Source organism: Dactylosporangium aurantiacum, assembly GCF_000716715.1.
Lineage (GTDB): Bacteria > Actinomycetota > Actinomycetes > Mycobacteriales > Micromonosporaceae > Dactylosporangium > Dactylosporangium aurantiacum.
The window spans coordinates 82960-109198 of record NZ_JNYJ01000016.1 but is presented as its reverse complement, the minus strand read 5'-3'; the positions used below and the strand labels follow the sequence as shown (position 1 = coordinate 109198).

The 26239-nt window shown below is 73.9% G+C and carries 22 protein-coding genes, 2 pseudogenes and 1 riboswitch; of the genes and pseudogenes, 11 read left to right on the top strand and 13 right to left on the bottom strand.

Annotation, left to right across the window (positions count from 1 at the left end; genetic code table 11):
• Position 1: 1 nt before the first annotated feature.
• Positions 2-556, bottom strand: a complete 555-nt coding sequence (locus OP18_RS19850) for a DUF6230 family protein (protein ID WP_245635454.1) — start codon at positions 554-556, stop codon at positions 2-4.
• Between the two features lie 281 nt (positions 557-837).
• Between OP18_RS19850 and OP18_RS19845 the strand changes: the two genes are divergently transcribed.
• The 4 genes from OP18_RS19845 (at position 838) to OP18_RS19830 (ending at position 4551) form a co-directional block, all read left to right on the top strand.
• Positions 838-1758 (top strand): hypothetical protein, encoded by a 921-nt coding sequence (locus OP18_RS19845; RefSeq protein ID WP_033360438.1) that lies wholly within the window; start codon positions 838-840, stop codon positions 1756-1758.
• Positions 1759-1792: 34 nt separating this feature from the next.
• Positions 1793-2470, top strand: coding sequence for a hypothetical protein (locus OP18_RS19840; protein WP_033360437.1), 678 nt, complete (start codon positions 1793-1795; stop codon positions 2468-2470).
• 90 nt (positions 2471-2560) lie between these two features.
• A complete protein-coding gene (locus OP18_RS19835; protein ID WP_033360436.1) occupies positions 2561-3172 on the top strand; it encodes a hypothetical protein in 612 nt (203 codons plus the stop codon).
• An 83-nt stretch (positions 3173-3255) separates the two neighbouring features.
• The gene (locus tag OP18_RS19830; protein ID WP_052386999.1) at positions 3256-4551 is read left to right on the top strand and encodes a PucR family transcriptional regulator; all 1296 of its coding nucleotides are present in this window, start codon (positions 3256-3258) and stop codon (positions 4549-4551) included.
• Between the two features lie 5 nt (positions 4552-4556).
• Here OP18_RS19830 and OP18_RS19825 read toward each other — a convergent pair whose 3' ends face one another.
• The 8 genes from OP18_RS19825 to OP18_RS19790 form a co-directional block, all read right to left on the bottom strand.
• Positions 4557-4790 carry a cation:proton antiporter regulatory subunit gene (locus tag OP18_RS19825; protein ID WP_033360435.1) on the bottom strand — a complete coding sequence of 78 codons (234 nt, stop codon included), beginning with the start codon at positions 4788-4790 and terminating at the stop codon, positions 4557-4559.
• A 12-nt stretch (positions 4791-4802) separates the two neighbouring features.
• A complete protein-coding gene (locus OP18_RS19820) occupies positions 4803-5123 on the bottom strand; it encodes a TraR/DksA C4-type zinc finger protein (protein ID WP_033360434.1) in 321 nt (106 codons plus the stop codon).
• Between the two features lie 11 nt (positions 5124-5134).
• Positions 5135-5452 (bottom strand): TraR/DksA family transcriptional regulator, encoded by a 318-nt coding sequence (locus OP18_RS19815; protein ID WP_033360433.1) that lies wholly within the window; start codon positions 5450-5452, stop codon positions 5135-5137.
• 751 nt (positions 5453-6203) lie between these two features.
• Entirely contained in the window at positions 6204-6977 is a 774-nt protein-coding gene (locus tag OP18_RS19810; RefSeq protein ID WP_052386998.1) for an acetate and sugar kinases/Hsc70/actin family protein, read from the bottom strand.
• Positions 6978-7345: 368 nt separating this feature from the next.
• On the bottom strand, positions 7346-8416 hold the full coding sequence (locus OP18_RS19805) for an ABC transporter ATP-binding protein (RefSeq protein WP_033360432.1): 1071 nt from the start codon (positions 8414-8416) through the stop codon (positions 7346-7348).
• Positions 8413-9225 (bottom strand): ABC transporter permease, encoded by an 813-nt coding sequence (locus OP18_RS19800; RefSeq protein ID WP_033360431.1) that lies wholly within the window; start codon positions 9223-9225, stop codon positions 8413-8415. The genes OP18_RS19805 and OP18_RS19800 overlap by 4 nt, the downstream gene beginning before the upstream one ends.
• Positions 9226-9234: 9 nt before the next feature.
• Positions 9235-10044, bottom strand: coding sequence for a molybdate ABC transporter substrate-binding protein (modA, locus tag OP18_RS19795; protein WP_033360430.1), 810 nt, complete (start codon positions 10042-10044; stop codon positions 9235-9237).
• Entirely contained in the window at positions 10041-10454 is a 414-nt protein-coding gene (locus tag OP18_RS19790) for a TOBE domain-containing protein (RefSeq protein WP_033360429.1), read from the bottom strand. Before OP18_RS19790 ends, modA begins: the two co-directional genes overlap by 4 nt.
• A gap of 143 nt (positions 10455-10597) precedes the next feature.
• On the opposite strand from OP18_RS19790, the gene OP18_RS19785 reads away from it, so the two are divergent.
• The 3 genes from OP18_RS19785 to OP18_RS57315 all read left to right on the top strand — a co-directional run bounded on the left by OP18_RS19785 (position 10598) and on the right by OP18_RS57315 (position 13075).
• Positions 10598-11092, top strand: coding sequence for a hypothetical protein (locus OP18_RS19785; protein ID WP_156089642.1), 495 nt, complete (start codon positions 10598-10600; stop codon positions 11090-11092).
• 183 nt (positions 11093-11275) lie between these two features.
• On the top strand, positions 11276-12874 hold the full coding sequence (locus OP18_RS19780) for a methyl-accepting chemotaxis protein (RefSeq protein WP_245635453.1): 1599 nt from the start codon (positions 11276-11278) through the stop codon (positions 12872-12874).
• A gap of 45 nt (positions 12875-12919) precedes the next feature.
• On the top strand, positions 12920-13075 hold the full coding sequence (locus OP18_RS57315; protein ID WP_156089641.1) for a hypothetical protein: 156 nt from the start codon (positions 12920-12922) through the stop codon (positions 13073-13075).
• A gap of 102 nt (positions 13076-13177) precedes the next feature.
• Here OP18_RS57315 and OP18_RS62335 read toward each other — a convergent pair.
• A pseudogene (locus OP18_RS62335) lies at positions 13178-13288 on the bottom strand (hypothetical protein); the annotation flags it as partial.
• A 5-nt stretch (positions 13289-13293) separates the two neighbouring features.
• Between OP18_RS62335 and OP18_RS62570 the strand changes: the two are divergent.
• Positions 13294-13571, top strand: a pseudogene (locus tag OP18_RS62570) (IS5/IS1182 family transposase); the annotation flags it as partial.
• Between the two features lie 223 nt (positions 13572-13794).
• Here OP18_RS62570 and OP18_RS19770 read toward each other — a convergent pair.
• Positions 13795-14538 (bottom strand): hypothetical protein, encoded by a 744-nt coding sequence (locus OP18_RS19770; RefSeq protein ID WP_033360426.1) that lies wholly within the window; start codon positions 14536-14538, stop codon positions 13795-13797.
• A gap of 334 nt (positions 14539-14872) precedes the next feature.
• Here OP18_RS19770 and OP18_RS19765 point away from each other — a divergent pair, with 334 nt between their 5' ends.
• Complete coding sequence (locus OP18_RS19765; RefSeq protein WP_211273601.1) at positions 14873-15193, top strand: hypothetical protein; 321 nt, start codon at positions 14873-14875, stop codon at positions 15191-15193.
• A gap of 171 nt (positions 15194-15364) precedes the next feature.
• Complete coding sequence (locus tag OP18_RS19760) at positions 15365-17782, top strand: putative bifunctional diguanylate cyclase/phosphodiesterase (RefSeq protein WP_033360425.1); 2418 nt, start codon at positions 15365-15367, stop codon at positions 17780-17782.
• 52 nt (positions 17783-17834) lie between these two features.
• On the opposite strand, the gene metE is transcribed toward OP18_RS19760, so the two are convergent.
• Positions 17835-20081: a 5-methyltetrahydropteroyltriglutamate--homocysteine S-methyltransferase gene (metE, locus tag OP18_RS19755; protein ID WP_033360506.1), complete on the bottom strand. Its 2247-nt coding sequence runs from the start codon at positions 20079-20081 to the stop codon at positions 17835-17837.
• A gap of 109 nt (positions 20082-20190) precedes the next feature.
• Positions 20191-20403: riboswitch (cobalamin riboswitch) on the bottom strand.
• A 101-nt stretch (positions 20404-20504) separates the two neighbouring features.
• Here metE and OP18_RS19750 point away from each other — a divergent pair.
• Positions 20505-23777, top strand: coding sequence for an NACHT domain-containing protein (locus OP18_RS19750; RefSeq protein WP_033360424.1), 3273 nt, complete (start codon positions 20505-20507; stop codon positions 23775-23777).
• A gap of 362 nt (positions 23778-24139) precedes the next feature.
• On the opposite strand, the gene OP18_RS19745 is transcribed toward OP18_RS19750, so the two are convergent.
• A complete protein-coding gene (locus tag OP18_RS19745; protein WP_033360423.1) occupies positions 24140-26197 on the bottom strand; it encodes an RICIN domain-containing protein in 2058 nt (685 codons plus the stop codon).
• Positions 26198-26239: the final 42 nt, after the last annotated feature.

The window sequence follows — 26239 nt, the reverse complement described above, 5'->3', positions numbered from 1 at the left end:
CTCAGCAGCCCTCGTCGCTGAAGCTCATGTGCAGGTTCGGCAGGATGAAGGTGGCGGCCGTGGTGGCGTAGTTGTTCTGCCGCAGGTGCTTGATGGTCACCGTCTCGGCCTGCTGGCCGAAGATGCCGATGCCGCCGGTGGCGCCGGGGACACGGGTCAGCGTGCTGGCGTCCTGGCCGATGTCGATGGTGGTGAAGCTGGCGTCGCCGCTGATCAGGTCGGAGTCGACGATGAGCTTGGTGGCGGTGACCGGGTGCTCGGCGCTGCCGGCGGTCAGCTTCAGGTTCGTCCCGCCCAGGTTGATGCTCTGGCACAGGTTGGTCAGCTTGGCGTTGTCGACCGCCGAGACGATGAGGATCAGCTGGCCGCCGGTGTCGCCCTCGTTGGGGCTGCCGGGCTCCATCGTGTCGAGCACCGCGTACTGCTCGAAGCCGGTGCCCTGCAACTCGTCCGCGGTGACCACGAACGGCAGCCCGGACACCGAGAACGAGGCGGCGATGACGCCCTGACCGGTGAGCACGACAAGGGCTGCGGTGACCGCGGATGAAATGCCCATCGTCAATGCGAATCGGCGCCAGCGGGTCTTTCCCTGCAGCGGTTCTTCCTGATCTTCGGCCTGGGTCATGGCGGGACCTCCACATGTGAAGCGGGCGGCGTTCCCCGGGAAGTTACTCGCGGGTATAGATCAGGTCAACCCTGCTCACCGGTATTTCACGGATTGAAAACTCCGGCGGTATTCGATCTCCTGAAGCCGATTATCGGTGCGCGATTCTTGACGTTAGATACTCGCCGGGTTTACAACTCGTCACACCCCGCCGAAATCCAGCAGGAGGTTCCATGCGCTCCAAACGTGTGTCCGCCGCGACCGCGGCGGTGACCGCCGGCATCCTCGCGATCTTCGGCACCCCCGCAAGTGCACAGCCGGTCGCGACCGCCAAACCGACCGGCATCTACACCGGGATGGGCAACTGCCCGCTGTCCAGCCCGGTCCTCGCCGACCCGGGCAACCAGCAGGTCGGTTGCGTCATCTCGGTGACCCGCGGCGGCAGCGTCACGATCGGCTCGACCACGGTCCCGCTCACCCAGCCGATCACGCTGCAGTTCGGCGTGTACTGGCCGGCGAGCGGCCCGACGGTCGAGTTCCCCGACGGCACCGTCGCCAACGTGTTCAGCACCGTGCCGTCCGCCGACGGCAGGACGCTGACCTCGTCGCCGTTGCAGGTGCCGATCCCGGGGCTGGCCAACTTCCTGCCCGGTGTCACCAGCGCGTTCGCCCAGGTGGAGCTGGCCGGGCCGATCACCGAGTTCGTCCCGCTCGCCACCGGCGAGCCCGCCCCGGTGTTCCGCCTGCCGATCAAGCTGCACCTGTTCAACGCGCTGTTCGGGCTGCACTGCTACATCGGCTCCAACGCCAACCCGATCGTGCTCGGCCCGACCACCGGCACGACCAGCCCACCGCCGCCCAACGGCCCGATCACCGGCGACGCCGGCGTCATCGACCTCGCCTCGGACCCGAACGGCTTCGGCGCCTTCGTGGTGTCGTTCTCCGGCGCGTCGCTGGTCGACAACAGCGTCAGGGTGCCGGCGGCGAACGGCTGCGGCATCGGCGGCTCGCTGGACTGGGTCATCAACACCGTGTTCGGCCTGCCCGCCGCGGCCGGACGCAACACCGTCGTGTTCAGCCAGACGAACACGGCACTGGCCGTCGACCCGAGCCTCGACGACCTCAAGCAGGCCATCGCCGCGTCCGCGCACTGACCGGCCGCGCAAACCCGCACGAGAAAGGCCTCCCATGCGCAAGTTCTGGACCCTGTCCGCCGCCGCGCTCACCGCGGTGCTGGTGGCCGGGCTGCTCCCCGCCGCGGCGCACGCCGCGACCGTCAACGTCCTGACGATCAACAGCGTCGGCGGAGCCAACGTCGCCAACGGCGACGCGCTCAGCGCGACGCTGAAGACCGGCACCACGGCCACGTTCTACAACACCCCGGGCGGCTCCAGCTTCATCAGCTGCACGGTGTCGAACTTCGGCGCCACCGTCACCGGCAACGTGCCCGCACCGGGCACCGCCGCCGAGTCGCTGACCCTGCAGAACTTCTCGTCGTGCACGCCGACGGGCATCCCCACCGTCACCGGGGTGCAGAGCATCGTGGTGAACAACCTGCCGTACGCCACCACGGTGACCTCCCCGCCGAGCAACCAGGTCAAGGTGACCGGCACCGCGACGCTGCCGATCCAGACCACCATCAAGCTCGTCTCGGGCCTGGGCATCATCACCTGCGTGTACCGCGCCGACCTCAACCAGGTGCTCGGCGTGGCGAACAACGTCGGGCAGTCGATCACGTTCACGAACCAGAAGTTCAACCGCTTCTCCGGTCCGTCGGCGTGCTTCCCGAACGGCTACTTCAGCGCCGCCTACGGCCCGGTGAAGGACACCACCGTCGCCGGCGGCCCGCTGGTGTTCGTCAACTGAGGCACGCGGATCCACCCGTCGCGGGGTGTGAAGGCGCGGCCCCGTCCGAGCGGACGGGGCCGCGCCCTGCGGCCGGTAGAGTCGACCACCGTGCCGCCCGCCGATCCGACGTTCGAAGAGCTCCAGGCCGCGGTCGAGGCGACGCTCGACGACCTGTACCGGCTGGACGAGGCGATCCTGCAGACGACCGAACGGGTGGTCGTCGGCAGGATGATGATCTACCTGGACCGGCACCTCGATCGGTGGCTGGCCCGGGAGCCGGACGACGGGGGACTGCACCTCGACCAGGAGTACGAGCGATTCGCCGGCGTGACCAAGGTGCTGCGGGGCGAGAGCTCCGACCGCGCCCGCAAGATCTCGCCGGACGTCGTGCTGCACCGGCGGCGCACCAACGACGACGGCGCCAACGTGCTGGCGATCGAGGTGAAGGTCCGCCAGGACGCGCCGGACCGCCTGCACGACCTGGCGAAGCTGTCCGTGCTCACCGGCCTCAGCGGGGCCTACGCCTACGGGGCGGGCCTGCGGGTCCGGCGCGACAACACGCTCGGCGAGCCGACCGCCATGGTCGGGCTGCCGTACGACGCCGGGACCGGCGAGCAGATGCGCCCGTACCGGTTCGGGCTGTGGCTGCCGATCACCGGCCACAGGGGCCGCGACGCCGCACGGACCGTGTGGCTGCACGGCCGGCACCGGGAAGGGTGAGGCCGGCAAGCCCATCACCTGCGGCACCGGGACCGCGTCCGGGGCTACACTGCCGCTGGCTGGACGTCAGCGGGGGGTGGGGTGTGGCCGAGCGCGGCCGGCGGGAGTCAACCGGCGCGTCCGCGGCGCCGCCGGCGCAGCAGGTGTGGCTGGCCGAGGTGGCCACCGCCGCCGCCCGGGACGCCGGCGGGGTGCCGGTGCAGCTGCTCGGTGACTACCTGCCGATGCTCGCCGACGCGGCGGTCAGCGGCCGCCGGCCCGGCCGCGCCGAGCTCGACGCGGTGGCCCTGCTCGGGCGGCAGGCCGCGGAGCAGGGCATCTCCGCCGGCCGGGTGGTGCAGCTGTACCTGTCGGCGGCCCGCCGGCTGTGGCAGGACCTGCCGATGGTGGAGCGTTGCGGCGACAGCGAGGTCGTGCGGGCGTCGGCGGCCGCGGTGCTGCACGTCATCGACGACGCGGTCGCCACCCTCGCCGACGGCTACGCGGTCGCCCGCCGGGACCTGGTCCGGCGGGAGGAGGCGCTGCGCCGGGAGCTCGTCGACGACCTGCTGCGGGGCGACTCCGACCTCGGCAGCGTGGTCGAGCGGGCCGAGCCGTTCGGGCTCGACCTCGCCCGGGTGCACCAGGTGGCGCTCGCCGCGCCGAGCCGGCGGCTGCCGGACGCGGACGCGGCGATCAGCGCCCTCGAGGCGGTCATCTTCGACCGGCTCGGCGACCGTGACGTCCTCGTCGCGACCAAGGAGCACCTGCTCGTCGTCCTCGCGCCGGCGGAACCCGCCGCGGCCGGCCCGACCGCACCCGCCGGCCCGACCGCACCCGCCGGCCCGACCGCACCCGCCGGCCGGGCCGCTCCGTCGGGCCGGGACAGCGAACTGGGCGAGCTGATGCACGGCGAGCTCGAGCGGCTCCGGCACGGGCGGCCGTGGCGGGTCGCGGTCGGCCGCCCGCACCCCGGCCTGTACGGCATCGCCCGCTCCTACGAGGAGGCCCGCGAGGCGCTGACCATGGCGGGCCGCCTGCACGTCGACAGGCCCGTCATCACCGCGCACGACCTGCTGGTGTACCGCGTGCTGCTGCGCGACCAGCCGGCCATCGTCGACCTGGTCTCGGCCGTGCTCAGCCCGCTGCTGCAGGCCCGCATCGGGGTCGGGGCGCTGCTGGACACCCTCGACGCGTACTTCGCCACCGGCGGGGTCGCCACCGAGTCCGCGAAGCGGCTGCACGTGTCCGTGCGGACGGTGACGTACCGGCTGGGCCGGGTCAAGGCCCTCACCGGCTACGACGCGGCGGACCCGGCCCACCGGTTCACCCTGCAGGCCGCGGTCCTCGGCGCCAAGGTCCTCAACTGGCCGGCCGAGACCCGCCCGGGCACGGCGTGACCCGCTCACGGCCGGGCGCTCGGGTCTGCGTCGCCGGTGACGTCGAAGACCCCGAGCAGCCCGGCCAGGACGATCGCCTCCTCCCTGGTGAGGGTGAGGCGGGACCGGCCGTCGGGACCGTGGATGAGCTCCCGCCGGCCGCCGGCGTGCTGCGCGACCACCGCCACCCGGTGCCCGGCGGCGGTGGTGAACGCCCGGCAGGTGCCGATGCCGGGCAGCGCGGTCCGTTCGATCTCCATGCCGGCGCCGCGTCACACCGCAGGCCGGTGACCGGCATCGGCGCAGCCGGGACAGCGGGTCGCCGCCGGCTGCCGGAGCAGGTCGTCGATGCGGATGTCGGCGGTACAGCCGGCGCACACGCCGTAGGTGCCGCGGTCGATCGCGTGCAGCGCGTGCTCCAGGTCGCGGAGCCGGTGCCGGGTGAGCGCGGCCAGCGCCGGCTGCTCGGTGCCGGCGCCGTCCCGCGGTGGCTGGTTGAGCAGGCGGAGCTGGGTGTGGCAGCGGTCGCGGTGCTCGTACAGCAGCACCCGCAGCGCATCGAGCTCCCGCTGCCTGCTGAGGACGCCCGTCATGGCCGGCCTGCTCAGCGCCCGCGGGCGTGGCACGGCACGCACAGCCGGGCGTGCGGCAGGATCTCCAGCCGCTCGGCGGGGATCGGACCGGCGCAGCGCTCGCACCGCCCGTAGCTGCCCGCGGCGACCCGCGCCAGCGCGGCGTTGGTCTCCTCGATGGCCTGCCGGGCGGCGGCCGTACGGGCGGCCACGGCCTGCGGGTCCTCGCCGGCGGTGTCCGGGTCGGCGCCCGCCGCGACCAGGGCCGCGAGGGTCTCGGTGTGCTGGCGCAGCTGGTCCTGCAACGTCTGCCGCACCGTGTCGGTGTTCGCGGCGGTGTCGACGTCCATGCGTGGTGCTCCCATCGTGTGTGTCGAAAAGCGGCCCGCGCCGGAGAACAGCGCGGCAAAGCCCCAGAGCGCCCCGCGCCGTGCCGAGTACGCGGCCCGTGCGTGCGGTGCGGCGGTACCTGTCGTGCGGCGGTGCCTGTGGTGCCTGTTGTGCGGCGGTGCTTGTTGTGCGTGCGGTGCGGGCGGGCGATGCGTGTTGCGGTGCCCGCAGTGCGGTGCCGGGCGGTGCCGCGCGGTGCCGACGCTGAATGCGGGGGCGTTGCGTGCGTCGGTGGTGCGGCGCGGCATCGGGTCTGCCTGTTCTCTGATCCAGTCATCAACCTCGCTACTGGTCCAACCAGTTGATATATGAGTTGGAGCTACGGCGCGGCCTGGAGCCAACGGCTGCGCGCGGTGCGAGCGGTGCGGCGGTGCTGGCGGTGCCCCGGTGCCGGCGGTGCGGCCTGGAGCTAATGGCGGCCTGCGGTGACGTGGGGTGCCTGCGGTGCGGTGCCTGCGGCGTCCGCAGTGCGGTGCCGGCGGCGCGGTGCTGGCGTGTCGGCCAGGGCCGCTTAGGCACTGCGGCGTCGCCCGGCGTGCCGGTCCGGGCCGGATGACACCACACTGTGCGTGCCGGTCCGGGCCGGATGGGACTGCACGTGCGTGCCGGTCCGGGCCGGATGACACCGCACCGTGCGTGCGGGTCAGGGCCGCTGCACACCGCGGCGTGCGTGCCGGTCAGGGCCGCTGCACACCGCGGCGTGCGTGCCGGTCAGGGCCGCATGGCGCCCCGGCGCAGCGCGGCCAGTGCGGCCAGCCCCGCCCCGCGCGCCGCGGCCAGGTGCGGCGCGGCCGGCCGGCGGACCGGGGTGCCGGCGGTGCCGGCGATGCGGGCGGCCAGCCGTGGCCGGGACGCGCCGCCGCCGACGAGGAGCAGGCCGCCACGGACCGCCGCCGCGACGGCCTGGCGGTCGCCGGCCTGCCGGCACACCTGGCGGACGAGGTCGGCGACGGCCGCGACGACCGCCGCGTCAGGGTCCGGCCCGCCGGCGTCGTGCAGGCCGACGTCGCGCCGCCGGGCTGCGACGGTCAGCCCGTCGGCGAGCACGGCGACCTCGGTCAGGTGCGCGCCGATGTCGGCGATGAGCAGCGGCGACGAGGTCGCGCCGGCGCCGATCGCGGCGGCTCGGACGGTGTCGATGAACAGCAGGCGCTCCGGCTCGAACACCGTCGTGACCACCCCGCGCACCGCCGACTCCACCGAGGTGTCGCTGCCCACGGGCCGGCACGCCACGACGATGGCGCCGCCGGGCAGTGGTCGCCGGCGGCCGGCCCGCAGGCCCGACAGCAGCGCCCACATCGCGGCCGGGTCGGTGATCCGGCCCCGGACGACCGGGCCGGGACCGGCCGCGGGCGGGGTCGCCGGGTACCCGAGCTGCAGCATGCCGTGGCCCGACGCCCAGACCCTGATGCTCGCGCCGCCGAGGTCGAGCCCGACCGCCGAAGGCCCGTGCGACACGGTGTCGACGGATGGCTGGGTGAACATGGAAGTCTCCTCTGGGTGCCAGGACGCGGCCCAAGGCAAGCTCGAGCGAGGGGTGCCGCGTGCGGCGGAGTGCGGGAACCGGCGGTCAGCGGGCGGCGGTCGTCACGCCGGCACGGCCGGGGGCGTGTGACGACTGCCGGAAGGAGCGCGCGAGCGCGAGCCGTCCCCGCAGCGCTCGTGCCGCCGCCGGCGCGGGGCGCACAGCGACGGGGACAGCGGTCGGCCCGCCGTTCACCACACCAGTCGCCATGATCACCATCCCGCGTGCGCCGTACCGAAGGAACCTCCAGCATCGGCGACCCGCCTGGGGCGGACATCGGGAGCCGTCGGCAAACCTGACCCCGGTCCGGTTGCCGATCATCGGCAACCTAGCTCCGGGCCTCGGCGGCCGGGTAGGCGTGCGTCTCGGCGGCCTTGACGGCGGCCCACAGCCGCTGGCCCGGGGCCAGGTGCAGGTGCGCGGCGGCGGCCGGGGTGACGTCGGCGGCGGCGGTGATCGGCCCGGTGAGCTGGATGCGCAGGTTGTCGCCGTGGCGCTGGATCCCGGCGACGGTCGCCTGCCACGTGTTGCGCGGGCTGCCGTCCGGCTGGTGCGGGTGCAGGGCGACCGCGGCGGGCCGGAACACCACGAAGGCGTCGCCGTCGAGGGGGTCGGCGGCGGCGAGGCTGAACCCGTCGGCCAGGTGCACGGTGTGGCCGTCGGCGCGTCCCCGGTACAGGTTGAGCCCGACCAACCGGGCGACGTAGTCGGTGCGGGGCCGGGCGGTGATGGTCGCGGCGTCGCCCTCCTGCACGACCCGGCCGTCCTCGACGATGACCAGCCGGTCGGCGAGGACGAGCGCGTCGAGCGGATCGTGGGTGACGAGGAGCGCGGCGCCGGCGTGCTCGGCGAGGTGCCGTTGCAGCTCGGCACGGGTGTCGAGCCTGGTGCGCGCGTCGAGCGCGGCGAGCGGCTCGTCCAGCAGTAATAGCGCCGGCTGTACCGCCAACGCCCGGGCGAGCGCGACCCGCTGGGCCTGCCCGCCGGAGAGTTGGCGCGGTCTGCGGCGCGCGTGGCCGGCGAGCCCGACCCGGTCGAGCCACCCGGCGGCCTGCTCGCGGGCGGTGCGCCGGTCGACGCCGTGCCGGCGCGGGCCGAACGCGACGTTGTCCAGGGCGCTGAGATGCGGGAAGAGCAGGTAGTCCTGGAACACGACGCCGATCGGGCGGCGCTCCGGCGGGATGAACCGGCGCCGGCCGGGCCGGTCGAGGTCGGTGCCGTCGACGGTGACGTGGCCCGCGGTGAGCGGCTGCAGGCCGGCGAGGGCGCGCAGGGCGGTGGTCTTGCCGGCGCCGTTGGGCCCGAGCAGCGCCACCACCTGTCCCGGGTCGATCCGCAGCCGGACGTCGAGCCGGAACGTGCCGCGGTCCACCACGACGTGCGCGTCGACGGACGTCATGGGCTGGTGATCCAGCGGTCGCGCAGGCCGGCCAGGATGGCGACGGAGACGGCGAGCAGGATGAGGCTGAGCACGATCGCGGCGTCCAGGTCGGTCTCGAGGGCGAGGTACACGGCGAGCGGCATCGTCTGCGTGGTGCCGGGGTAGTTGCCGGCGAACGTGATGGTGGCGCCGAACTCGCCGAGCGCCCGGGCCCAGCACAGCACCGCCCCGGCGGCGATGCCGGGCGCCACGAGCGGCAGCGTCACGTGCGTGAACGTGGTCCACCGGCCGGCGCCGAGGGTGGCGGCGGCCTCCTCGTAGCGGCTGTCGGCGCCGCGCAGCGCCCCCTCGACGGCGATGATGAGGAACGGCATCGCCACGAACGCCTCGGCGATGACGACCCCGGTGGTGGTGAACGGCAAGGTGATCCCGAACGTGGTGTCGAGCCACCCGCCGAGCAGCCCGCGCCGGCCGAAGACGAGCAGCAGTGCGACGCCGCCGACGACGGGCGGCAGGACGAGCGGGACGGTGACCAGGGCCCGCACGAGCCGCCGGCCGGGGAACTCGACGCGGGCGAGCAGCCACGCGAGGGGTACCCCGAACAGGACGCAGACCGCGGTGGCGAGGGTGGCGCACTGCAGCGACAGCCGCAGCGCGGTGAGCACGCCCGGCTCGGTGAGCCGCTGCGGCAGCGTCGCCCAGGGCGCGCGGACCAGCAGGCCGGCCAGCGGGAAGGTGAGGAAGAGCAGGCCGAGCCCGGCCGGCAGGAGCAGCCCGGCGGGGATCCGCTGTCGCCGGGCCGCCCTCGCGGAGTCCGTGATCGGCATCGCGGGAGCCTACGGTGCCTGGAAGCCGGCGGTGGTGAGGACGTTGCTGCCCTTGCCGGACAGGACGTAGGCGACGAACGCCTGCGCGCCGGCCGGGTTCTTCGCCTTCTTCAGCACGATGATCGGGTAGTCGTTGACGGCGCCCGCGGACTCGGGGAACTCGACGCCTTCGACGTCGGCGGCCGCGGTCCTGGCGTCGGTGCGGTACACCAGCGCGGCGTCGACCTCGCCGAGCTTCACCTTCGACAGGGCGGCCTTCACGTCCTGCTCGAGGGTGACCGGGGTGACCTTCACGGCGGCGGCGGTCAGGACCTTCTTCGCCGCGGCGCCGCACGGCACCTGCTCGGCGCACAGGGCGACCTTCACCCCGGGCCTCGTGAGGTCGGCCAGGCCCTTGATCGCCTTCGGGTTGCCCTTCGGCACGGCGATGACGAGCTGGTTCTTCACGAACGTCGCCGGGCTGCCCGCACCGCCGCCGGCGTCGGTGACGGTCTTCATGTTCGCCGGTGCCGCGGGGGCGAACACGTCCGCGGGCGCGCCCTGGTTGATCTGGGTGGCGAGGGCGGAGCTGCCGGCGAAGTTGAAGGTCACCTTCGTGCCGGGGTTGGCGGTCTCGAAGTCCTTGCCGATGGTCTTGAACGACTCGGTCAGCGACGCGGCCGCGAACACGGTGATGTCACCGGTGACCGCGGCGCCGCCGGAGCTGCCGGTCGACGGCTGCGGCCCGGCGGTCTTCGGGTCGTCGCCGCAGGCGGCGACCCCTGCGACGGTCAGCGCCGCGAGCGCGGCCAGGCCGGCGCGGATCCAGCGGGACGTCACGAGCCGCTCCTCCCCTTGTTGGCCACGGCCGGGGTGGAGCGCTCCACCACGACCGTGGTCGACTTGATCACTGCGACGGCCACCGAACCGACCTGGAGATCCAGCTCGTCGACGGCCTCGCGGCTCATGAGCGACACCACCCGGAACGGGCCGCACTGGATGTCCACCTGCGCCATGACCGTGTCCTTGACGACGGCGGTGACGATCCCGCGCAGCCGGTTGCGCGCCGAGGACATGCCTGAGTCGGCGCCCTCGGTGCGGACGAACTCGGCGAGGTCGACACCGTCGACGAGCCGGTGGCCGTGCTCGTCCCGGCCGGCGGCCAGCCGGCCGGCGTCGACCCAGCGGCGGACGGTGTCCGCGCTCACGCCCAGCAGCTCGGCCGCCTCACTGATCCGGAACACGGTCACGCGGTCACTCTAGCCGCCGCAAGTGCGGCGGCAAACCCGCTCTGCCCCTGGCTTCTTCGAGGAGTTCGGTATAGGAGCCTCGCATCTGCATGACGGGGTTGATGACCGCTCGGCGTGCCGGTGGCGGCGCGTACCGTGGCGGTGTGCAGCTACGTGGGGTGGAGACGGCGGACAGGACCATGGCGACGCTGTGGTTCACCGGCGACGGCGTGTACCTGGTCCGGCACTCCGCCCGGCAGGCCGTGCTGCTGCGCCGGGCGGGCGGCACCGCGTTCGCCGCCCTGGCCGTCGCGCTGACCGCGACCGGCGTCGGCAGCGCGGTCAACGGGCGGGCCGGCGGCATCCTGTTCGCCGGTGCCGGGATCCTCGCGGTCGCCGCCGCGGCGACGGCGGTCGCGGGATGGGTCCTGTCCCGCCGGCACGCACGGGCGATCCGCGAGGCAGCGGCGGCGCCGGACCTGCCGCTGGCCGGTATGGTCTGGGCCCGCAGCACCGACGAGGGGGAGCGCAGGCGCGTCACGGTCGGCATGACCGGCGGGGAGGTGCACGAGTTCACCGCGGCGGGGATGACCGGCATCGACCTGGTCCGGCAGTTCGGCGCCCTGCTGCGGCCGGACGGGGCCCTGGACGGGCGTTGACGGCGGGCGTCGTTACAGCCTGGTCCGCAGGTCGGCATGCCGGGCACGAACGATCCCGCCGCCGCCACGAGCACCACCACCAGCGCCGCCGGAAGCCCCGGCGCCGCGCGACGGCCGTCGCCACGACGCCCCGAGCACGACAAGTACGACTACACACAGTACATGGCGGCATACGCTGTGGACATGGTACGGGTGAGGGCCTCGATCGCCGACCTCGGCGTCAACGTCAAGATCCTGCTGGCGGTCGGGGTGGCCGCGCTGGTAGCGCTGGTCGTGGGGGTGCTCGGGCTGGAAGAGCTCGGCCGTGCCAGCGACGCGGCGGACCGGATCTACCGCAGCAACGTCGCCAACGTCCGGACCGCAGGTGAGATCCAGGAGGCGGTGACCCAGGCGCGGGTGGACGTGGCGAACCACGCGATCTCCAGCGACGGGGCCGACACGGCGAAGTTCGCGCAGGCGTTCGCCACCGACCTGCGGACGTTCGACACCGCGCTGGCCACCTACCGGGCCGGCCACCCGGCCGCTGACCCGGCGCGCATCGCCGACCTGGACACGAACTGGCGGGCCTACGTCCAGGTCGCGAAGACCAGGCTGATGCCCGCCGGGGAGCGCGACGACCTGGTCGCGTGGCTGCGCATCCGCGACACGGAGGCCGCCCCGCTGGTGTCGAGCATCTCCGCCGACGTGGACGAGCTCAACGAGGCGGAGCGCGCCGACGCCGCCCGCAACGCGGCCGCGGCCCGCAGCGGGTACGAGTCCAGCCGCACCACCTCGACCGTCGTGCTCGCCGCCGGGCTGCTGCTGGCGCTGGCGACGGGCGCGTTCGTGGCCCGCCGGATCGTGGCGTCGCTGCACCGGGTGACCGAGGTGTGCGACGGCCTGGCCGCGGGCGACCTGACCCGCACCACCGGACTGACCTCACGCGACGAGCCGGGCCGGATGGGGCGCGCCCTGGACACGGCGATGGCGCGGCTGCGCGAGGCCGTGTCGACCATCGACGAGTCGGCGTCGTCGCTGTCCGGCGCGTCCGAGCAGATGACGGGCGTCGCCACGCAGATCGCCGCGTCGGCGGAGGAGTCCACCGCGCAGGCCGACACCGTGTCCGCCGCGGCGGAGCAGATCTCCCGCAGCGTGCGGACCGTGTCGGCCGGCAGTGAGCAGCTGGGTGCGGCGATCCGGGAGATCTCCCGCAACGCCGGCGAGGCGGCCGGCGTGGCCGCCGAGGCGGTCGGGATCACCGCGGCGACGGCCGCGACGATGGGCAAGCTCGGCGCGTCGTCCGCGGAGATCGGCGACGTCGTCAAGGTCATCACCGCCATCGCCGAGGAGACCAACCTGCTCGCGCTCAACGCCACCATCGAGGCCGCCCGCGCCGGTGAGACGGGCAAGGGCTTCGCCGTGGTCGCCGCCGAGGTCAAGGAGCTCGCCCAGGAGACCGCCCGCGCCACCGACGACATCTCCCGCCGGGTCCGCACCATCCAGGACGACACCGCCGGCGCGGTCGCCGCGATCGGGCAGATCAGCCGGGTCATCGCCCGCATCGACGACCTCCAGGCCACGATCGCCTCCGCCGTCGAGGAGCAGAGCGTCACCACCGCGGAGATCAACCGCAGCGTCGCCGAGGCCGCGACCGGCAGCGCCGAGATCGCCAAGAACATCACCGGCGTCGCCGAGGCCGCCCGCCTCACCAGCGAAGGGGCCACCGAGACCCAACAGGCCACAGCCGACCTGGCCCGCATGTCGACCGACCTGGCGGCCCTCGTCGCCAGGTTCCGCCACTGAGCCCGGCCGGCGCCGGCCCACACCCGGCTGAGCAGGAACGCGGTGATGAACCCGAGGCAGGTGCTCAGCCCGCCCACGCTGCCGGCGTGCTCGTACGCCTCGGGCATCATCGTGTCCGCGAGCATGGTGAGGATGGCTCCGGCGGCGAAGGCCTGGGTGACGGCGATCGCCTCCGGCGGCGCACCGCCGAGCGCCGCGTAGCCGACCGCCGCGGCGACCGAGGAGGCGACGGCGACGCCGGTCCACGGGCCATGCGTCCTCGTCCGGGGCGAGCCCGGCCCGCCGGGCCAGGTGCAGCCCGTCGAGCGTCTCGCCCCACACGTCGAGCTGGAACTGGCCGGATGCGGCGTTGCCCACGCGGGCCGGCGCGGCGCCCCCGTAGCCGGGCAGCCAGTCCAGGGTGAGGTCGCTGAGCCGGCGGGATGACGTGCTGGCGGCGGCTGGAGGAGTGGAACCGGGCCGGGGTCTGGAAGCAGCTGCACGAGCTGCTGCTGGCCGAACTGCACGCCGCGGGGAAGCTGGACTGGTCCAGAGCGGTCATCGACTCCTCCCACGTCCGCGCTGCTCGTCGCGGCCCAAAAGCGGTCCGAGCCCGGTCGACCGCGCCCGAGCGGGCTCCAAGCACCACGTCCTGACCGAGGGCGCCGGCATCCCCATCGCCGCATCGCTCACCGGCGCCAACCGCAACGACATCACCGCAACGTCCTCCGCCGCAAGGGCATCCATCCGAGGATCGCCCGGCATGGCCCACCGCACGGCTCCGGCCGCGGCGTCCACCGGTGGATGATCGAGCGAACCATCGCCTGGTACCACGGCATGAAACGGCTCCGCATCCACTGGGAACGCCGCGACGACATCCACGAAGCCTTCCTCGGCCTCGCGACCTGCATCATCACGTACCGACACGTCAGACGACTTTGTTAGGACTGGTCGACGCCCGGCAGCGGCAGCCACATGCCGTCGTCCTCGTCGCCGGCGGTGCCCGGGGCGTCGTGGTCGAGCATCCCGCCGAGCCGCTCCACCTCCGGCAGCAGCCGCACCGCGAACAGCAGCTCGCCGAGCCCCACGCACGCGGCGGCGACGACGAGCCCGGTCGTCGGCGCGACGGCGACCGCCATCGCGGCGACCACCCCGCACGCCGCCCGCAACCGCAGGCAGCCGCGGGCGAGGCCGGGGAACCGCGCCGCGGCACCGGCGTCGCCGGCCGCCGCGATCCCCAGCGCGAGGCTGATCGCGGCGACCGCGACCGCCGGGTCGTACGCCGGCAGCTGCACCACGACCAGCCCGGCCACCGCCAGCAGCGCCGCGCCGGACTGGAACAGGCGGGGGCCGCCGTAGCGGGCGCGCAGCAGCTGGCCGCCACCGAACCGGCCGAGCGCGACGAACAGCAGCCACGAGCCGGCCGCGGCGGCACCGAACATCCGCACCGACGACGGCCACAGCCCCGCCAGCACGGCCAGCAGCAGGCTCAGCACGCCGAAGCTGGTCACCGCCCACCAGCCGAGCACCCCGTTGAGCGGGCCGGCCTGGCGGCCCGCGGTGCGCAGCCCGGCCAGCGCGTCGCGTTCGGCGGTGCGCAGCCAACCGCGGGCCTGCTGTGGCGCCGCCCGCAGCGCGGTGCGGACCTGGTCGGCGTCGGTGCCGGCGGCGGGGGAGGGTCGCATGAGCCGCCTCCTTCGGTCGGGGTCGGCCATCTGGTACCCGCCGGACCGGCCGGTCGAACGCACTGCGCGTGCCATCGCCGCCGCCGGTACGGGCAGCACCATCGTCGCCGGTTTCGATGCCGGCCGTCCCCGGTTCCGGGGGCGCGCCACCCGAACGGGGACCGTGGGACGGGCGGCCCGCCGGTGCCCGGCGTGGACTTCCCCGGCGGGTCCGGCCCGCGGCGCCGCAGCCGCCCGAGCCGCTGGTCGCATCCGTCCACAGAGGACCGTGCGGTGGCCGCCGGTCGCCGGTCGCGCCGTCGAGATCGCGGCCGGTGAGCGTTACGCTTGGCCGGTGTCCACCGTGACGCAGGTGCTGATCTACGTGCTCGCCCTGGTGATCCTCGGCGTGGTGGTGCTGCGGGTGGCGCGGGTGTCCCAGCAGCGGGGGTACCGGTTCGGCCGCGACGTGATCGTGCGGTGCCGCGACGGGCACCTGTTCATGACGACCTGGGTCCCGGGCATGTCGTTCAAGGCGGTCCGCCTCGGGTTGCTGCGCTACCAGCACTGCCCGGTGGGCGACCACTTCACCGCCGTGCGGTTGATGCGCGACGGGGACCTCACGCCCGCCGAGCGGCTGCAGGCGGCCCGGCACCGCGACAACGGCGTCCCGTAGCGGGGTAGGGGCGGCCCCACCAGTGGATGGGTGGGCCACCGCAGTGACCGCGGCCGGCGCGCCGACCAGGGCGGCCCGCCCGCTGAGGACGGCGGACCGGAGGCACCGGAGATCTTCATACCGGGTTCCGGCGGCCGATGGTACGGGCGACGGAGGTCCTGGGAGGACGGGTTGAGCCTGCGGCGCAAGCTGGTCGGCGGATACGTGCTGGTCGCGGTCCTGGTCGCGCTCGTCGGTGCGGTCGCGTGGCGGGTCGACGTCCGTTCCGCGCAGCGTGCCGCGATCACCGAGGCCGAGCACGTCGCGTACGGGGTGGCCAAGGACGTCGCGTTCGGGCTGGCCGCCGACACCAGCGGTGAGAACCCGGGGCCGCTGTACGACAACCCGGAGGGGCTCGCCGCGTACCTGGACCGGCTGGGAGAGCTGCAGGGCCGCGACATCGTCGTGGTCGACGCGCGGCAGCGGGTGCTCGGCGACGCGGTGCCGGAGAACATCGGCACCGTGTTCGACCACGACACGGCCGACGAGGTCGGCGCCACGGTCCGTGACCGGGTGCCGCGCACGTTCGTCGAGGTCAGCGTCGACTACCCCGACGGCATCAAGCAGCTGGTCGTGCCGCTGGTCGGGCGGGACGGCACGACCCTCGGCGCGGTGATCCTGGAGTACACGCCGCTGTACGACGAGATGGTCGCCTCGACCCGGCGGGCGCAGCTGACGATCGCCGCCGTGTGCACCGCCGGTGTGCTGCTGGTGCTGCTCGTCGGCGGGCTGCTCGCCGCGTCGCTGACCCGGCGGGTGGCGACGCTGACCACGGCGGTGCTGGACGTGCGCGACGGCGGCTACGAGCGGCGGGTACCCGCAGGTGGGCGCGACGAGCTGCACCGGCTGGGCCGGGCGTTCAACGACATGGCCGCCGAGCTGGAACGCTCCGCGCGGGAGATCCTGGCCAAGGAGTACACCGACGCCATCCTGGCCAGCGCCGCGGAGGGCATCTGCGGCGTGGACCAGCACGACCGCATCACGTTCGCCAACGCGGCGGCCGGGCGGCTCACCGGCCTCGGCGTCGACGGGCTGCTCGGCGAGCCCGCCGCGACGGTGCTGCCGCACATCGAGCCGGCGCTGGGCGACGGCCGCGGCGACACCGTCCGCGAGCACGACATGCCGGCCCCGGACGGCTCGTCGGCGCGGGTGTCGTGCACCATCAGCCCGATCATGAAGGACGGGCGGCGCGCCGGCGCCGTGGTGCTGCTGCGGGACGTGACCCGGCAGCGGGCCCTGGAGCACGAGCTGCGCCACCAGGCGCTGCACGACGGGCTCACCGGCCTGCCGAACCGGGCGCTGTTCAACGACCGGCTCGAGCAGGCGATGGCCCGTGGCGCGGCCGGCCACGGGCGGGTCGGTGTGCTCTTCGTCGACCTCGACGGGTTCAAACGGGTCAACGACAGCCTCGGCCACAGCGCCGGCGACCAGCTGCTGCAGACCGCCTCCGACCGGCTGCGGGCGGCGGTGCGGCCCGGCGACACCGTCGCCCGGTTCGGCGGCGACGAGTTCGGCATCCTCGTCGAACCCGCCGACGACGCCGCCGTCGCGCTGATGCCGGAGCGGCTGCTGCGGGCGATGGGCGAGCCGTTCCTGCTCGCCGGGCGGGAGGTGACCGTCACCGCGAGCATCGGCGCCGTCTGGGACGCCGGGCGGCACGCCGACGCCGGCGAGGTGGTCCGCAACGCCGATGTCGCCATGTATGCCGCGAAGGAGCAGGGCAAGGCGCGCTGCGTGGCGTTCCAGGCGGACATGCACACCCGCCTCGTCGACCAGCTCGACCAGGAGCGCCGGCTGCGGGTCGCCATCGACCGCGGCGAGCTGCGCCTGTACCTGCAGCCGATAGTGGACACCGTCGCCGGCCGCACCGAGGGCGTGGAGGCGCTCGTACGGTGGCAGGATCCGCAGGCGGGGCTGCGGGCACCCGGCACGTTCCTGCCGCTGGCCGAGAGCACCGGCCTCATCACCGACATCGACCGGTGGGTGCTGCGGGAGAGCTGCCTGACGCTGCGCGCCTGGCAGGACGAGGACCCGGCGGGCGCGCCGGACTGGATCACCGTCAACATCTCCGCCGCGTTGCTGGACAGTCCGGACCTGCCGGACCTCGTCACGCGGACGCTGCGCGACACGGGGCTGCGGCCGGAGGCGCTGCTGCTGGAGGTGACCGAGACGACCCTCATGCGCGACGTGGCCGGCACCGCACCGCGGCTGGAGCGGCTACGGTCCTGCGGTGTCCGTATCGCCATCGACGACTTCGGCACCGGCTACTCCTCGCTGGGCTACCTGCGCGACATCCCGGCCGACGTGCTGAAGATCGACCGGTCGTTCCTCGACGGGCTCGTCGGCAGCGCCCGGCACCGGGACCTGCTCGCCGCCGTCGTGCAGCTCGGGCACACCCTCGGGCTGCGGGTCGTCGCCGAGGGTGTCGAGGACGCCGCGCAGCTCGCCGAGCTGGTCGGCCTCGGCTGCCGGTACGCCCAGGGGTACCACCTGGCCCGCCCGGCCCCGGTGGCGGCGCTGCGCGCCGCCGCACAGCCCGTCGGCGGTTAGCCGGGCCCGGGCGGGCGCCCCGCAGGGAAGCGCCCGCCCGGGTGCGGACCCGTCAGGCGCCGCGCAGCTCGGCGGCGGCCGCGACGAGGTGCCGCAGCGCCGCCTCGACCTCGGGGTAGCCGCGGGTCTTCAGGCCGCAGTCGGGGTTGACCCACAGCCGCTGCGCCGGGACGGCGGCGACCGCGCGGCGCAGCGCGGCGACGATCTCGTCGCGGGACGGCACGCGGGGGGAGTGGATGTCCCAGACGCCCGGGCCGACCCCGCGGCCGTGCCCGGCGGCGGCGAGGTCGTCGAGGATCTCCAGCCTGGACCGGGCCGCCTCGATGCTGGTGACGTCGGCGTCGAGAGCGTCGATCGCGGTGATGACGTCGCCGAACTCGGAGTAGCACAGGTGGGTGTGGATCTGGGTGCCGTCGGCGACGCCGCCGGTGGCGAGCCGGAACGCGCCGACGGCCCAGTCCAGGTACGCCTTCCGGTCGGCCTCGCGCAGCGGCAGGGTCTCCCGCAGCGCCGGCTCGTCGACCTGGATGACCCCGATCCCGGCGGCCTCGAGGTCGGCGCACTCGTCGCGCAGCGCGAGCGCGACCTGGTCGGCGGTGTCGGCCGGGGGCTGGTCGGTGCGCACGAACGACCAGGCGAGGATCGTGACCGGGCCGGTGAGCATGCCCTTGACCGGCTTGCGGGTCAGCGACTGCGCGTAGGTGGACCACTCGACGGTCATCGGCGCCCTGCGGGCCACGTCGCCGTGGATGATCGGCGGGCGGACGCAGCGGGAGCCGTACGACTGCACCCAGCCGCGCTCGGTGGCGGCGAACCCGGACAGCTGCTCGCCGAAGTACTGGACCATGTCGTTGCGTTCGGGCTCGCCGTGCACGAGCACGTCCAGGCCCAGGTCCTCCTGCAGCCGGATGACGTGCCGGATCTCCTCGCGCATCCGGTCGGCGTAGCCGGCGGCGTCCAGCCCGCCGGCCCTGACCGCGGCGCGGGCCCGGCGCAGCTCCGGGGTCTGCGGGAACGAGCCGATGGTGGTGGTCGGCAGGTCGGGCAGCCGCAGCCGCTCCTGCTGGACCCGGGCCCGGACGGCGGCGGAGCCGCGCTGCCGGTCCGCCGGGGTGAGGGCGGCGAGGCGGGCCCGGACGGACGCGTCGCGCCACGCCGCCGGGATCGGCGCCGGCGCCGGCGGCAGGTGGGCGGTGCCGTCGCGGACCGCCCGGCCGAGCAGCACGACCTCGTCCACCTTCTGCCGGGCGAACGCGAGCCGCTCGTGCAGCGCCGGGTCGAGCCGCGTCTCCACGGACAGGTCCACCGGTACGTGCAGCAGCGAGCACGAGGTGGACACCGCGACATGGTCGGCGAGCGCGGAGACGGTCGCGCCGCGGACGGCCGCGGTGCGCAGATCGGTGCGCCAGACGTTGTGCCCGTCGACGAGCCCGGCGACGATCGTCTTGCCGCCGAGCGGTCCGGACGCGGCGAGGCGTTCGAGGTTGCGGGGTCCGGCGACGAGGTCCAGGCCGATCGCCTCGACCGGGGTGCGCAGCAGCGCCGGGAGGGCGTCGCCGAGGTCGCCGAAGTAGGTGGCGACGAAGAGCCGCGGCCGGTCCCGCAGCTGCCCGAGGCGGGTGTACGCGCGGCGCAGCCCGTCGATCTCCGGCGGGGTGCGGTCCGCGACGTACGCCGGCTCGTCCAGCTGCACCCAGGCCACGCCGGCGGCGGCGAGCAGGGCGAGGATCTGGCCGTACGCCTCGACCAGGTCGTCGAGCCGGACGAACGGGTCGGTGCCGTCGGTGCCCTTCGCCAGCAGCAGGAACGTGGCCGGGCCGACGAGGACCGGCCGGGTGGCGATGCCCAGCGCGCCGGCCTGCGCGACCTCGCCGAGCGCCTTGCCGGGGTTGGCCGCGAACGTGGTGCCGGCGTCGATCTCCGGCACCAGGTAGTGGTAGTTGGTGCCGAACCACTTCGTCAGCTCCAGTGCCGGTTCGGCGTCGACGCCACGGGCCATCGCGAAGTAGGTGTCCAGCTCGGACAGGCCGAGCCGGGCGAACCGGGGCGGGACCGCACCGACGGCGACGGCGGTGTCCAGCACGTGGTCGTAGTAGGAGAACGTGTTCGACGGGATCGCGTCGAGACGGGCGTCACGCAGCGTCCGCCACACCTCGGCCCGCAGGCCGGCGGCGGTCTCCTCCAGCGCGGCCGCGTCGATGCGGCCCGCCCAGTACGCCTCGACGGCCCGCTTCAGCTCCCGGTCGCCGCCGATGCGCGGATAACCGAGGACGGTGCTCTGCCCGAACGGGGTGCTCACCACAACAGGAACCCTTCCCTCGAAGTCGCGGCGACGCTCGCGGGAGGGAAGGCGGCAAGACCCGGCTTCCGCCCTGACCCTCCCGAGGGGTCGCCGGCGGCGCACACCGGCGGTGTGCGCAGTGCGGGCAGGTCTTCGGACTCGCGGGCGTGACCACGGATGGTCGCCTACTGGCCGTCGCTTCCCAGACCTCGCGGTCCAGTGCTTGATGACGGCGGTCGTTCCCACTCACCGCTGCGGGGCAGTCCCGGTCTCACACCGGGTTCCCTCTTACGACGCCCCGATCTCACGAGCGGGGCGAACCAGCACTGCCGGACATCCTACGCGTGCCCGGCCAGTCGAGGCGTCCCGGGCCGGTGCCGTGCCACATTCGTTGCGATGATTGTGGCGGCGTGGGTGGGCGCGGGTGGGACAGGAGTGGCTGTGACCGGGATCGAGACGGTGTTGCTGCAGGTCGGGAGGGTTGTTGTCGGGCCCGCGGTCACACGATGGCTCGGTGAGCGGCGCAAGCGGGCAGAGCGCGGGCTGCCGCTGTCGGAGCTGATCAACCGGCGGTTCACTGACCGGTTCTCCCGGCGGAAGGCGGAGCGGGAGATCGAAGCGATGATCGACTCCGTTGCCGAACGGCTGCAGCCGCTCGTACTGACCCGGTTCGCGGGCCTGCCCGACGGCGAACGGGACGCGGTCCTCGCCGCCGTCGGCGAAACGTTCAGCCGTGCCGACCTGAGCGACGAAGGGCTGTTCGGCGCGGACGTACAGCCGGCGGCACTGGCGGACCGGCTGCGGCGACGCTGCACCGACGCGTCCCGACGGGCGGGCCTGTCCGAACTCGGCACCCGGCTGTACGAGCTGATGCTGGACGAATGCTGCACCTACCTCGCGGCGCTCATCGTGGAGCTGCCGCAGTTCCCGGCCAGAGCCGATGCGGACCTGCTCGCGCGGACCGCCCGACTCGCCGACGAGCTGCGACAGCTGTCCGTTCGCGTGCCGCAGACCAGCCTCGACGCACCGGCCGGGACGCTGCACGACGACGCCTTCCGGCACCGCTATCTGAGCTACCTCGGCACCTGGCTCAACGACGTCGAACTGTTCGGCGTCGACATCCACCACTACCGGCCGCGGACCACCCTGTCGATCGCCTACATCAGCCTGACCGTCAGCACGACCGACGCCGCCGCGTCGGCGGGTGCGGTGGCCTGGGCGCCGGCGGACCTGCGCAGGTCCGCCGTCCAGCTGCCCGGCATCCGGGTCGAGCAGGCGCTCGGGCGGGGCACCCGCTTCCTGTTGCGTGGTGAGGCGGGATCCGGCAAGTCCACGGTGCTGCGGTGGCTGGCCGTGACCGCGGCACGACACGGGTTCACCGGGGAGCTGGCCGCGTGGAACGGCTCCGTCCCGCTGCTGGTGAAGCTGCGCAGTCACGCCGGAGGACCGCTGCCCCGGCCGGAGCACTTCCTGAACGGTGTGGTCGATCCGATCGCCGGTCTCATGCCCGCGGGCTGGGTGCACCGCCAACTCATGTCCGGCGCCGCCGTGCTGCTCGTCGACGGCGTCGACGAGCTGCCCGCGGCGGAACGACCCGCGGTCAAGCCGTGGCTGGCCGGCCTGTTCCGCGCCTACCCGCACATCAGGGTCGTCGTCACATCCCGGCCGGCCGCGGCCGCCGAACGCTGGCTGGCCGATGAAGCCTTCACCAGTGCGATGCTGGAGCGAATGAGCCCGGCCGCCATCCGGGCGCTCATCCGGCACTGGCATCTGGCGGTCCGCGACGCCGCGAACCTGCCGTGCCCGGAGCAGGAGCTGCCGCGGTACGAGAGTGCGCTCCTTGCCCGCCTCGACAGCAGCCCGCACCTGCAGTCGATGGCGGCGAGTCCACTGCTGTGCGCGATGTTGTGCGCGCTGAACCTGGATCGCAACACCCACCTGCCTCGCGACAGGATGGCGCTGTACCAGGCCGCGGTCGATCTGCTCCTGGAACGCCGGGACACGCAACGAGACATCGCCGAGGCGGTCACCGGCCTGTCGTCCGGCGCCAAACTGCAGCTGCTGCAGGGCCTTGCGTGGCGACTGTCCATCAACAACGCGACGGAGATGGCACGGCAGACGGCCCAGCAACGCGTCCAGGAACGGCTCGCCGTGATGCCGGGCATGGACGGCGCGCCCGGTGACGTCCTTGAGCACCTGGTGCACCGCAGCGGCGTCCTGCGCGAACCCGTTCCCGGGCGGATCGACTTCGTGCACCGTACGTTCCAGGAGTACCTGACCGCCCGAGAGGCCGCCGAGCAGGGCGACGTCGGGCTCCTTCTCCAGCACGCCCATCTCGACTCGTGGCGCGAGGTCGTGGTCATGGCCGCCGGGCACGGCAACGCGGTCGTGCGGCGGCACCTGCTCACCGGCCTGCTCGAGCGGGCCGAGGCCGCACCGCGGCACGCACGCGCGATCAGACTCCTCGCCGCGGCGTGCCTGGAGACCGTGCCGTCGCTGCAGCCACCCGAACTGCTGCGCCGGGTGGAGGATGAGTTCAGGACCCTCGTGCCGCCGCGCAGCGTCTCCGAGGCCCGCAGCCTCGCCGCGGTCGGCGACCCGCTCCTGCGGTGCCTGCCGCGGGACAGCCGCGACATGCCGGAGACCCGAGCCGCCGCGGCGATCCGAGCGGTCGCCCTGGTGAACGGGCCCGCCGCCCTCGACCTGCTCGCCGGGTACGCCGTCGACGGGCGACCCGCCGTCCAGCGGGAACTCGCCCGGGTCTGGGAGTTCTTCGACCCGCACGAGTACGCCGACCGGGTGCTGGCCGGCGCGTCACTGATCGACGGTGCGCTGACCATCACCAACCCGAACCTGCTGCCCGCCACGTACCGGCTGTCGAACCTGCGGGCGTTGGCGGTCGCGTTCGCGACCCCCATCGATCTGCGCTGCCTGGACGACGTGCCGATGCTGAGCGCTGTCACCTTCGACGAGGGCATCCTGGGTGACCTGACGCCGCTCGCGGCGCATCCACGACTGCGCCGGCTCGACGGTTACTTCGGTGACCGCGAGACCGACCCGTCCCCGGTGGGAGCCCTCGCCGACCTGGACTTCCTGAACCTGTGGCTGTTGCCCGGCATCACCTCGATCGACTTCGTCCGCCCGCTGGAACACCTGACAGGGCTGGAACTCGGATACGTCAACAAGGTCCACGACTTCACGCCGCTGTCCTCGCACGGTCGGCTCACCAGACTGCAACTGCACGAGTTTCCGGCGCGCGACGTGTCCTTCCTCGCCGATCTGGCGGCGCTGGACATGCTGGGTCTGTACGACTCCGCGGCACCGACCGGTGGCCTCGCCGCCCTCGCGAGCGCGATCCCGGCCGTCCGGCAGCTGTGGCTCAACGGCAGCCGGTGGGCGACCGACCTCCGTCCGCTGCTGCGCCTGCGCGGCCTCGAGGAACTCGCCGTTTCCGACATCCCCGGCGTCGACCTGCAACCACTGTCGGAATCCGGGACGCTGCGGACACTCGTTCTCGGGCGCACCGACGCGCTCGACCTCACCCCCGTCGCCCGTATACCGGCCCTGCGCTCGGTACGCATCGCGAACGTGTCCACCCCGGTTGATCTCACCCCGCTCGCCGGCTGCACGGTGGAGGTCCATCTCGGGCCGAACCAGCTGGTCAGGGGCGAGGCCGAACTGGGGCCGGGCGTCCGGATCAAGCACGCCCGGTAGGCCATGACGCCATCTGACACCCGCCGCACCGGCCGGTCGAACGCACTTCGTGTGCCATCGCCGCTGCCGGTACGACAGGACCATCGTCACCGGATCCGGTGCGCGCCACCCGACGGCTCATCCGGCATCACGCGCCGCAGCCGGCATCGAGCCGGCGCCCGGCGCGGACCTCGTCCCGCGGCCGGCAGCGGCGAGCCTTACCGGTCCCGGTGGGCCCGTCGCGATGGCTTGGATGGCGTTGCGTCGGTACCGCGACGACGGGGTCCCGCTGCAGGGCCGCCGGCCGTGACGCAGCCGGGCCCGCCACCCAGCTGCGCCACGCCGCCGATCAGGTCGCGACGCTCGTCCGAGCGGCTACCGGCTCACGACAGCGTCCAGCGCTGGTTGGTGCCCGAGCCGCACGCCCACAGGATGATCTTCGTGCCGTTGGCGGTGCCCCGGTTGCTGGCGTCCAGGCACAGGCCGGACAGGGCGCTGGTGATCGTGCCGTCGGCGTTCACGTTCCACTGCTGGTTCGCCTGGCCGTTGCAGTCCCAGATCACCACGGTGGTGCCGTTGGTGGTGCCGCTGTTGTACGCGTCGAGGCACTTGCTGCCGTACACGGTCAACTGCCGGCTCGACGTCTGGGTCCACGCCTGGTTGCTCTGCCCGTTGCAGTCCCACAGCTGCAGCTGCACGCCGTTGGTGGTGCTGGAGTTGTTGACGTCGAGGCAGCGGCCGGACTGCACGCCCTGGATGCGCACGGTGGCCGGTGCCGCCGCCCCGGACAGCGCGCGGACCTCGACGGCGTCCAGGTCGGGCGCCCACGCGGCGGCGTTGCCGAACGTCAGCGTGTTGGCCGAGCCGGCCGTCAGCTGCACGATGACCGAGACGGTGCCGGGCGTGGTCCACGACCCGGTCGGCGGGAACGCGACCACGGTGGACGGCTGCCCGTTGACCTGCAGCGTCGCCGTGCGGGTCGCGGTGTCGCCGTTGGCGTAGGCGATCGTCGCCACGGCGAGCCCGGCCGCGGCGGCGGTGACGGCGTTGAAGCGCAGCGTGCCGCCGTTGCCGATCCCGCCGACCTTCGAGCCGCCGGAGCAGCCGGCGCAGGCGGCGACCGTGGCGCCGGTGCGGGTGTTGCCGGCCGCCTCGGCCTCGTACGTGCTCGCGGCCGCCTCGGTGCCGGTCACGGTCAGCAGCACCGACTCGTTCGCCGGGACGTTCACCGTGTACGACGAGGCGAAGCTGCCCGCGTTCGTGGCCGACCACAGGTTGCGCACGGTCGCGGTCGTGGCGGCCAGCCCGAGGTCGGCCCAGCGCACCGTCATCGCCGCGGCGGTGGAGGTCCGGTTGAGCAGCAGCACGGCGCGCCGCCCGGAGCCGGACAGCACCTTGCCGTACACCTGCCGGCCCTGCGCGTCCTGGGCGACCTTCACGCCCTGCAGCCCGCGCGGGTCCTGGTCGACCGCGATGACCTCGGCGTTGCGCAGCGTCGCCAGAGTGGTCGCGTCCATGGTGGCGACGTCGTCGCCGATGAGCAGCGGCGCGCCCGAGATCGCCCACAGCCCCAGGTGGGTACGGTTCTGCGCCGCGGTCAGCCCGGGCATGCCGGCGATCATCATGTCGGGGTCGTTGTAGTAGCCGGTGTGCTGCGCCGTGGGGTGGACGCCCTGGTCGAAGTTGGCGAGCACCATCGCCTGCGTCGCGGTCTGCCCGTAGTAGATGATGTCGCCGCTGGTGCGCCACATGGTGCCCAGGCCGGGCGCCCAGTTCCACGGGCTCTGCACGCCCCAGTTGCAGATCGACAGCGTGAGCGGCCGACCGGTGCTCGCGGTGGCGGCGGTGACGGCGGCGCTGATCGCGCGGTACGTCGACTGCGGGTCGAGCCCTTCGGCGCTGCCGCCGCACCAGTCGACCTTCACGAAGTCGAAGCCCCAGCGGGAGAACTGCAGCATGTCCTGCGCGTAGTGCCCCTCGCTGCCGCTGCCCGGCGCCGCCGGCCGGCCCGTCGGGTAGTAGTAGCCGCAGCCGTCGCGCCCGGCGTCGGTGTAGATGCCGGCCTTGAGCCCCTTGCTGTGGAGGTAGTCGGCGATCGCGGCCATCCCGCCGGGCCACTCGGCGGTGTCGACGGTGATGTTGCCGGCGGCGTCGCGGGTGCCCTGCCACCAGCCCTCGTCGATGTTGACGTACGTGTACCCGGCGGCGGCCAGGCCGGAGGAGACCAGCGCGTCGGCCTGCGCCCTGATGACGCTCGCGTTGATCTTCGCGGCGAACGTGTTCCAGGAGGCCCACCCCATCGGCGGGGGCGGCACGGGCACCTGGGTGCCGGTCACCGCGACGGGTACCGGCACCGGTTCGGGCGCGGGCCCGGTGGCCGCGGCGGTGACGAGCCCGGCGAGCAGGGCGAGGGGCGCGAGGAGACGGACCGCGAATCGCATCGGCAGAAGTCCATGTCAGTGATGCCCGGATCGGCGGCTCCG

Excerpts from the sequence above, each read along its gene's own strand:
- OP18_RS19850 (WP_245635454.1), bottom strand. The coding sequence starts at position 556 with ATGGGCATTTCATCCGCGGTCACCGCAGCCCTTGTCGTGCTCACCGGT.
- OP18_RS19845 (WP_033360438.1), top strand. The coding sequence starts at position 838 with ATGCGCTCCAAACGTGTGTCCGCCGCGACCGCGGCGGTGACCGCCGGC.
- OP18_RS19840 (WP_033360437.1), top strand. The coding sequence starts at position 1,793 with ATGCGCAAGTTCTGGACCCTGTCCGCCGCCGCGCTCACCGCGGTGCTG.
- OP18_RS19825 (WP_033360435.1), bottom strand. The coding sequence starts at position 4,790 with ATGGAGATCGAACGGACCGCGCTGCCCGGCATCGGCACCTGCCGGGCG.
- OP18_RS19820 (WP_033360434.1), bottom strand. The coding sequence starts at position 5,123 with ATGACGGGCGTCCTCAGCAGGCAGCGGGAGCTCGATGCGCTGCGGGTG.
- OP18_RS19815 (WP_033360433.1), bottom strand. The coding sequence starts at position 5,452 with ATGGACGTCGACACCGCCGCGAACACCGACACGGTGCGGCAGACGTTG.
- OP18_RS19810 (WP_052386998.1), bottom strand. The coding sequence starts at position 6,977 with ATGTTCACCCAGCCATCCGTCGACACCGTGTCGCACGGGCCTTCGGCG.
- OP18_RS19805 (WP_033360432.1), bottom strand. The coding sequence starts at position 8,416 with ATGACGTCCGTCGACGCGCACGTCGTGGTGGACCGCGGCACGTTCCGG.
- OP18_RS19800 (WP_033360431.1), bottom strand. The coding sequence starts at position 9,225 with ATGCCGATCACGGACTCCGCGAGGGCGGCCCGGCGACAGCGGATCCCC.
- OP18_RS19780 (WP_245635453.1), top strand. The coding sequence starts at position 11,276 with ATGGTACGGGTGAGGGCCTCGATCGCCGACCTCGGCGTCAACGTCAAG.
- OP18_RS57315 (WP_156089641.1), top strand. The coding sequence starts at position 12,920 with ATGAACCCGAGGCAGGTGCTCAGCCCGCCCACGCTGCCGGCGTGCTCG.
- OP18_RS19770 (WP_033360426.1), bottom strand. The coding sequence starts at position 14,538 with ATGCGACCCTCCCCCGCCGCCGGCACCGACGCCGACCAGGTCCGCACC.
- OP18_RS19745 (WP_033360423.1), bottom strand. The coding sequence starts at position 26,197 with ATGCGATTCGCGGTCCGTCTCCTCGCGCCCCTCGCCCTGCTCGCCGGG.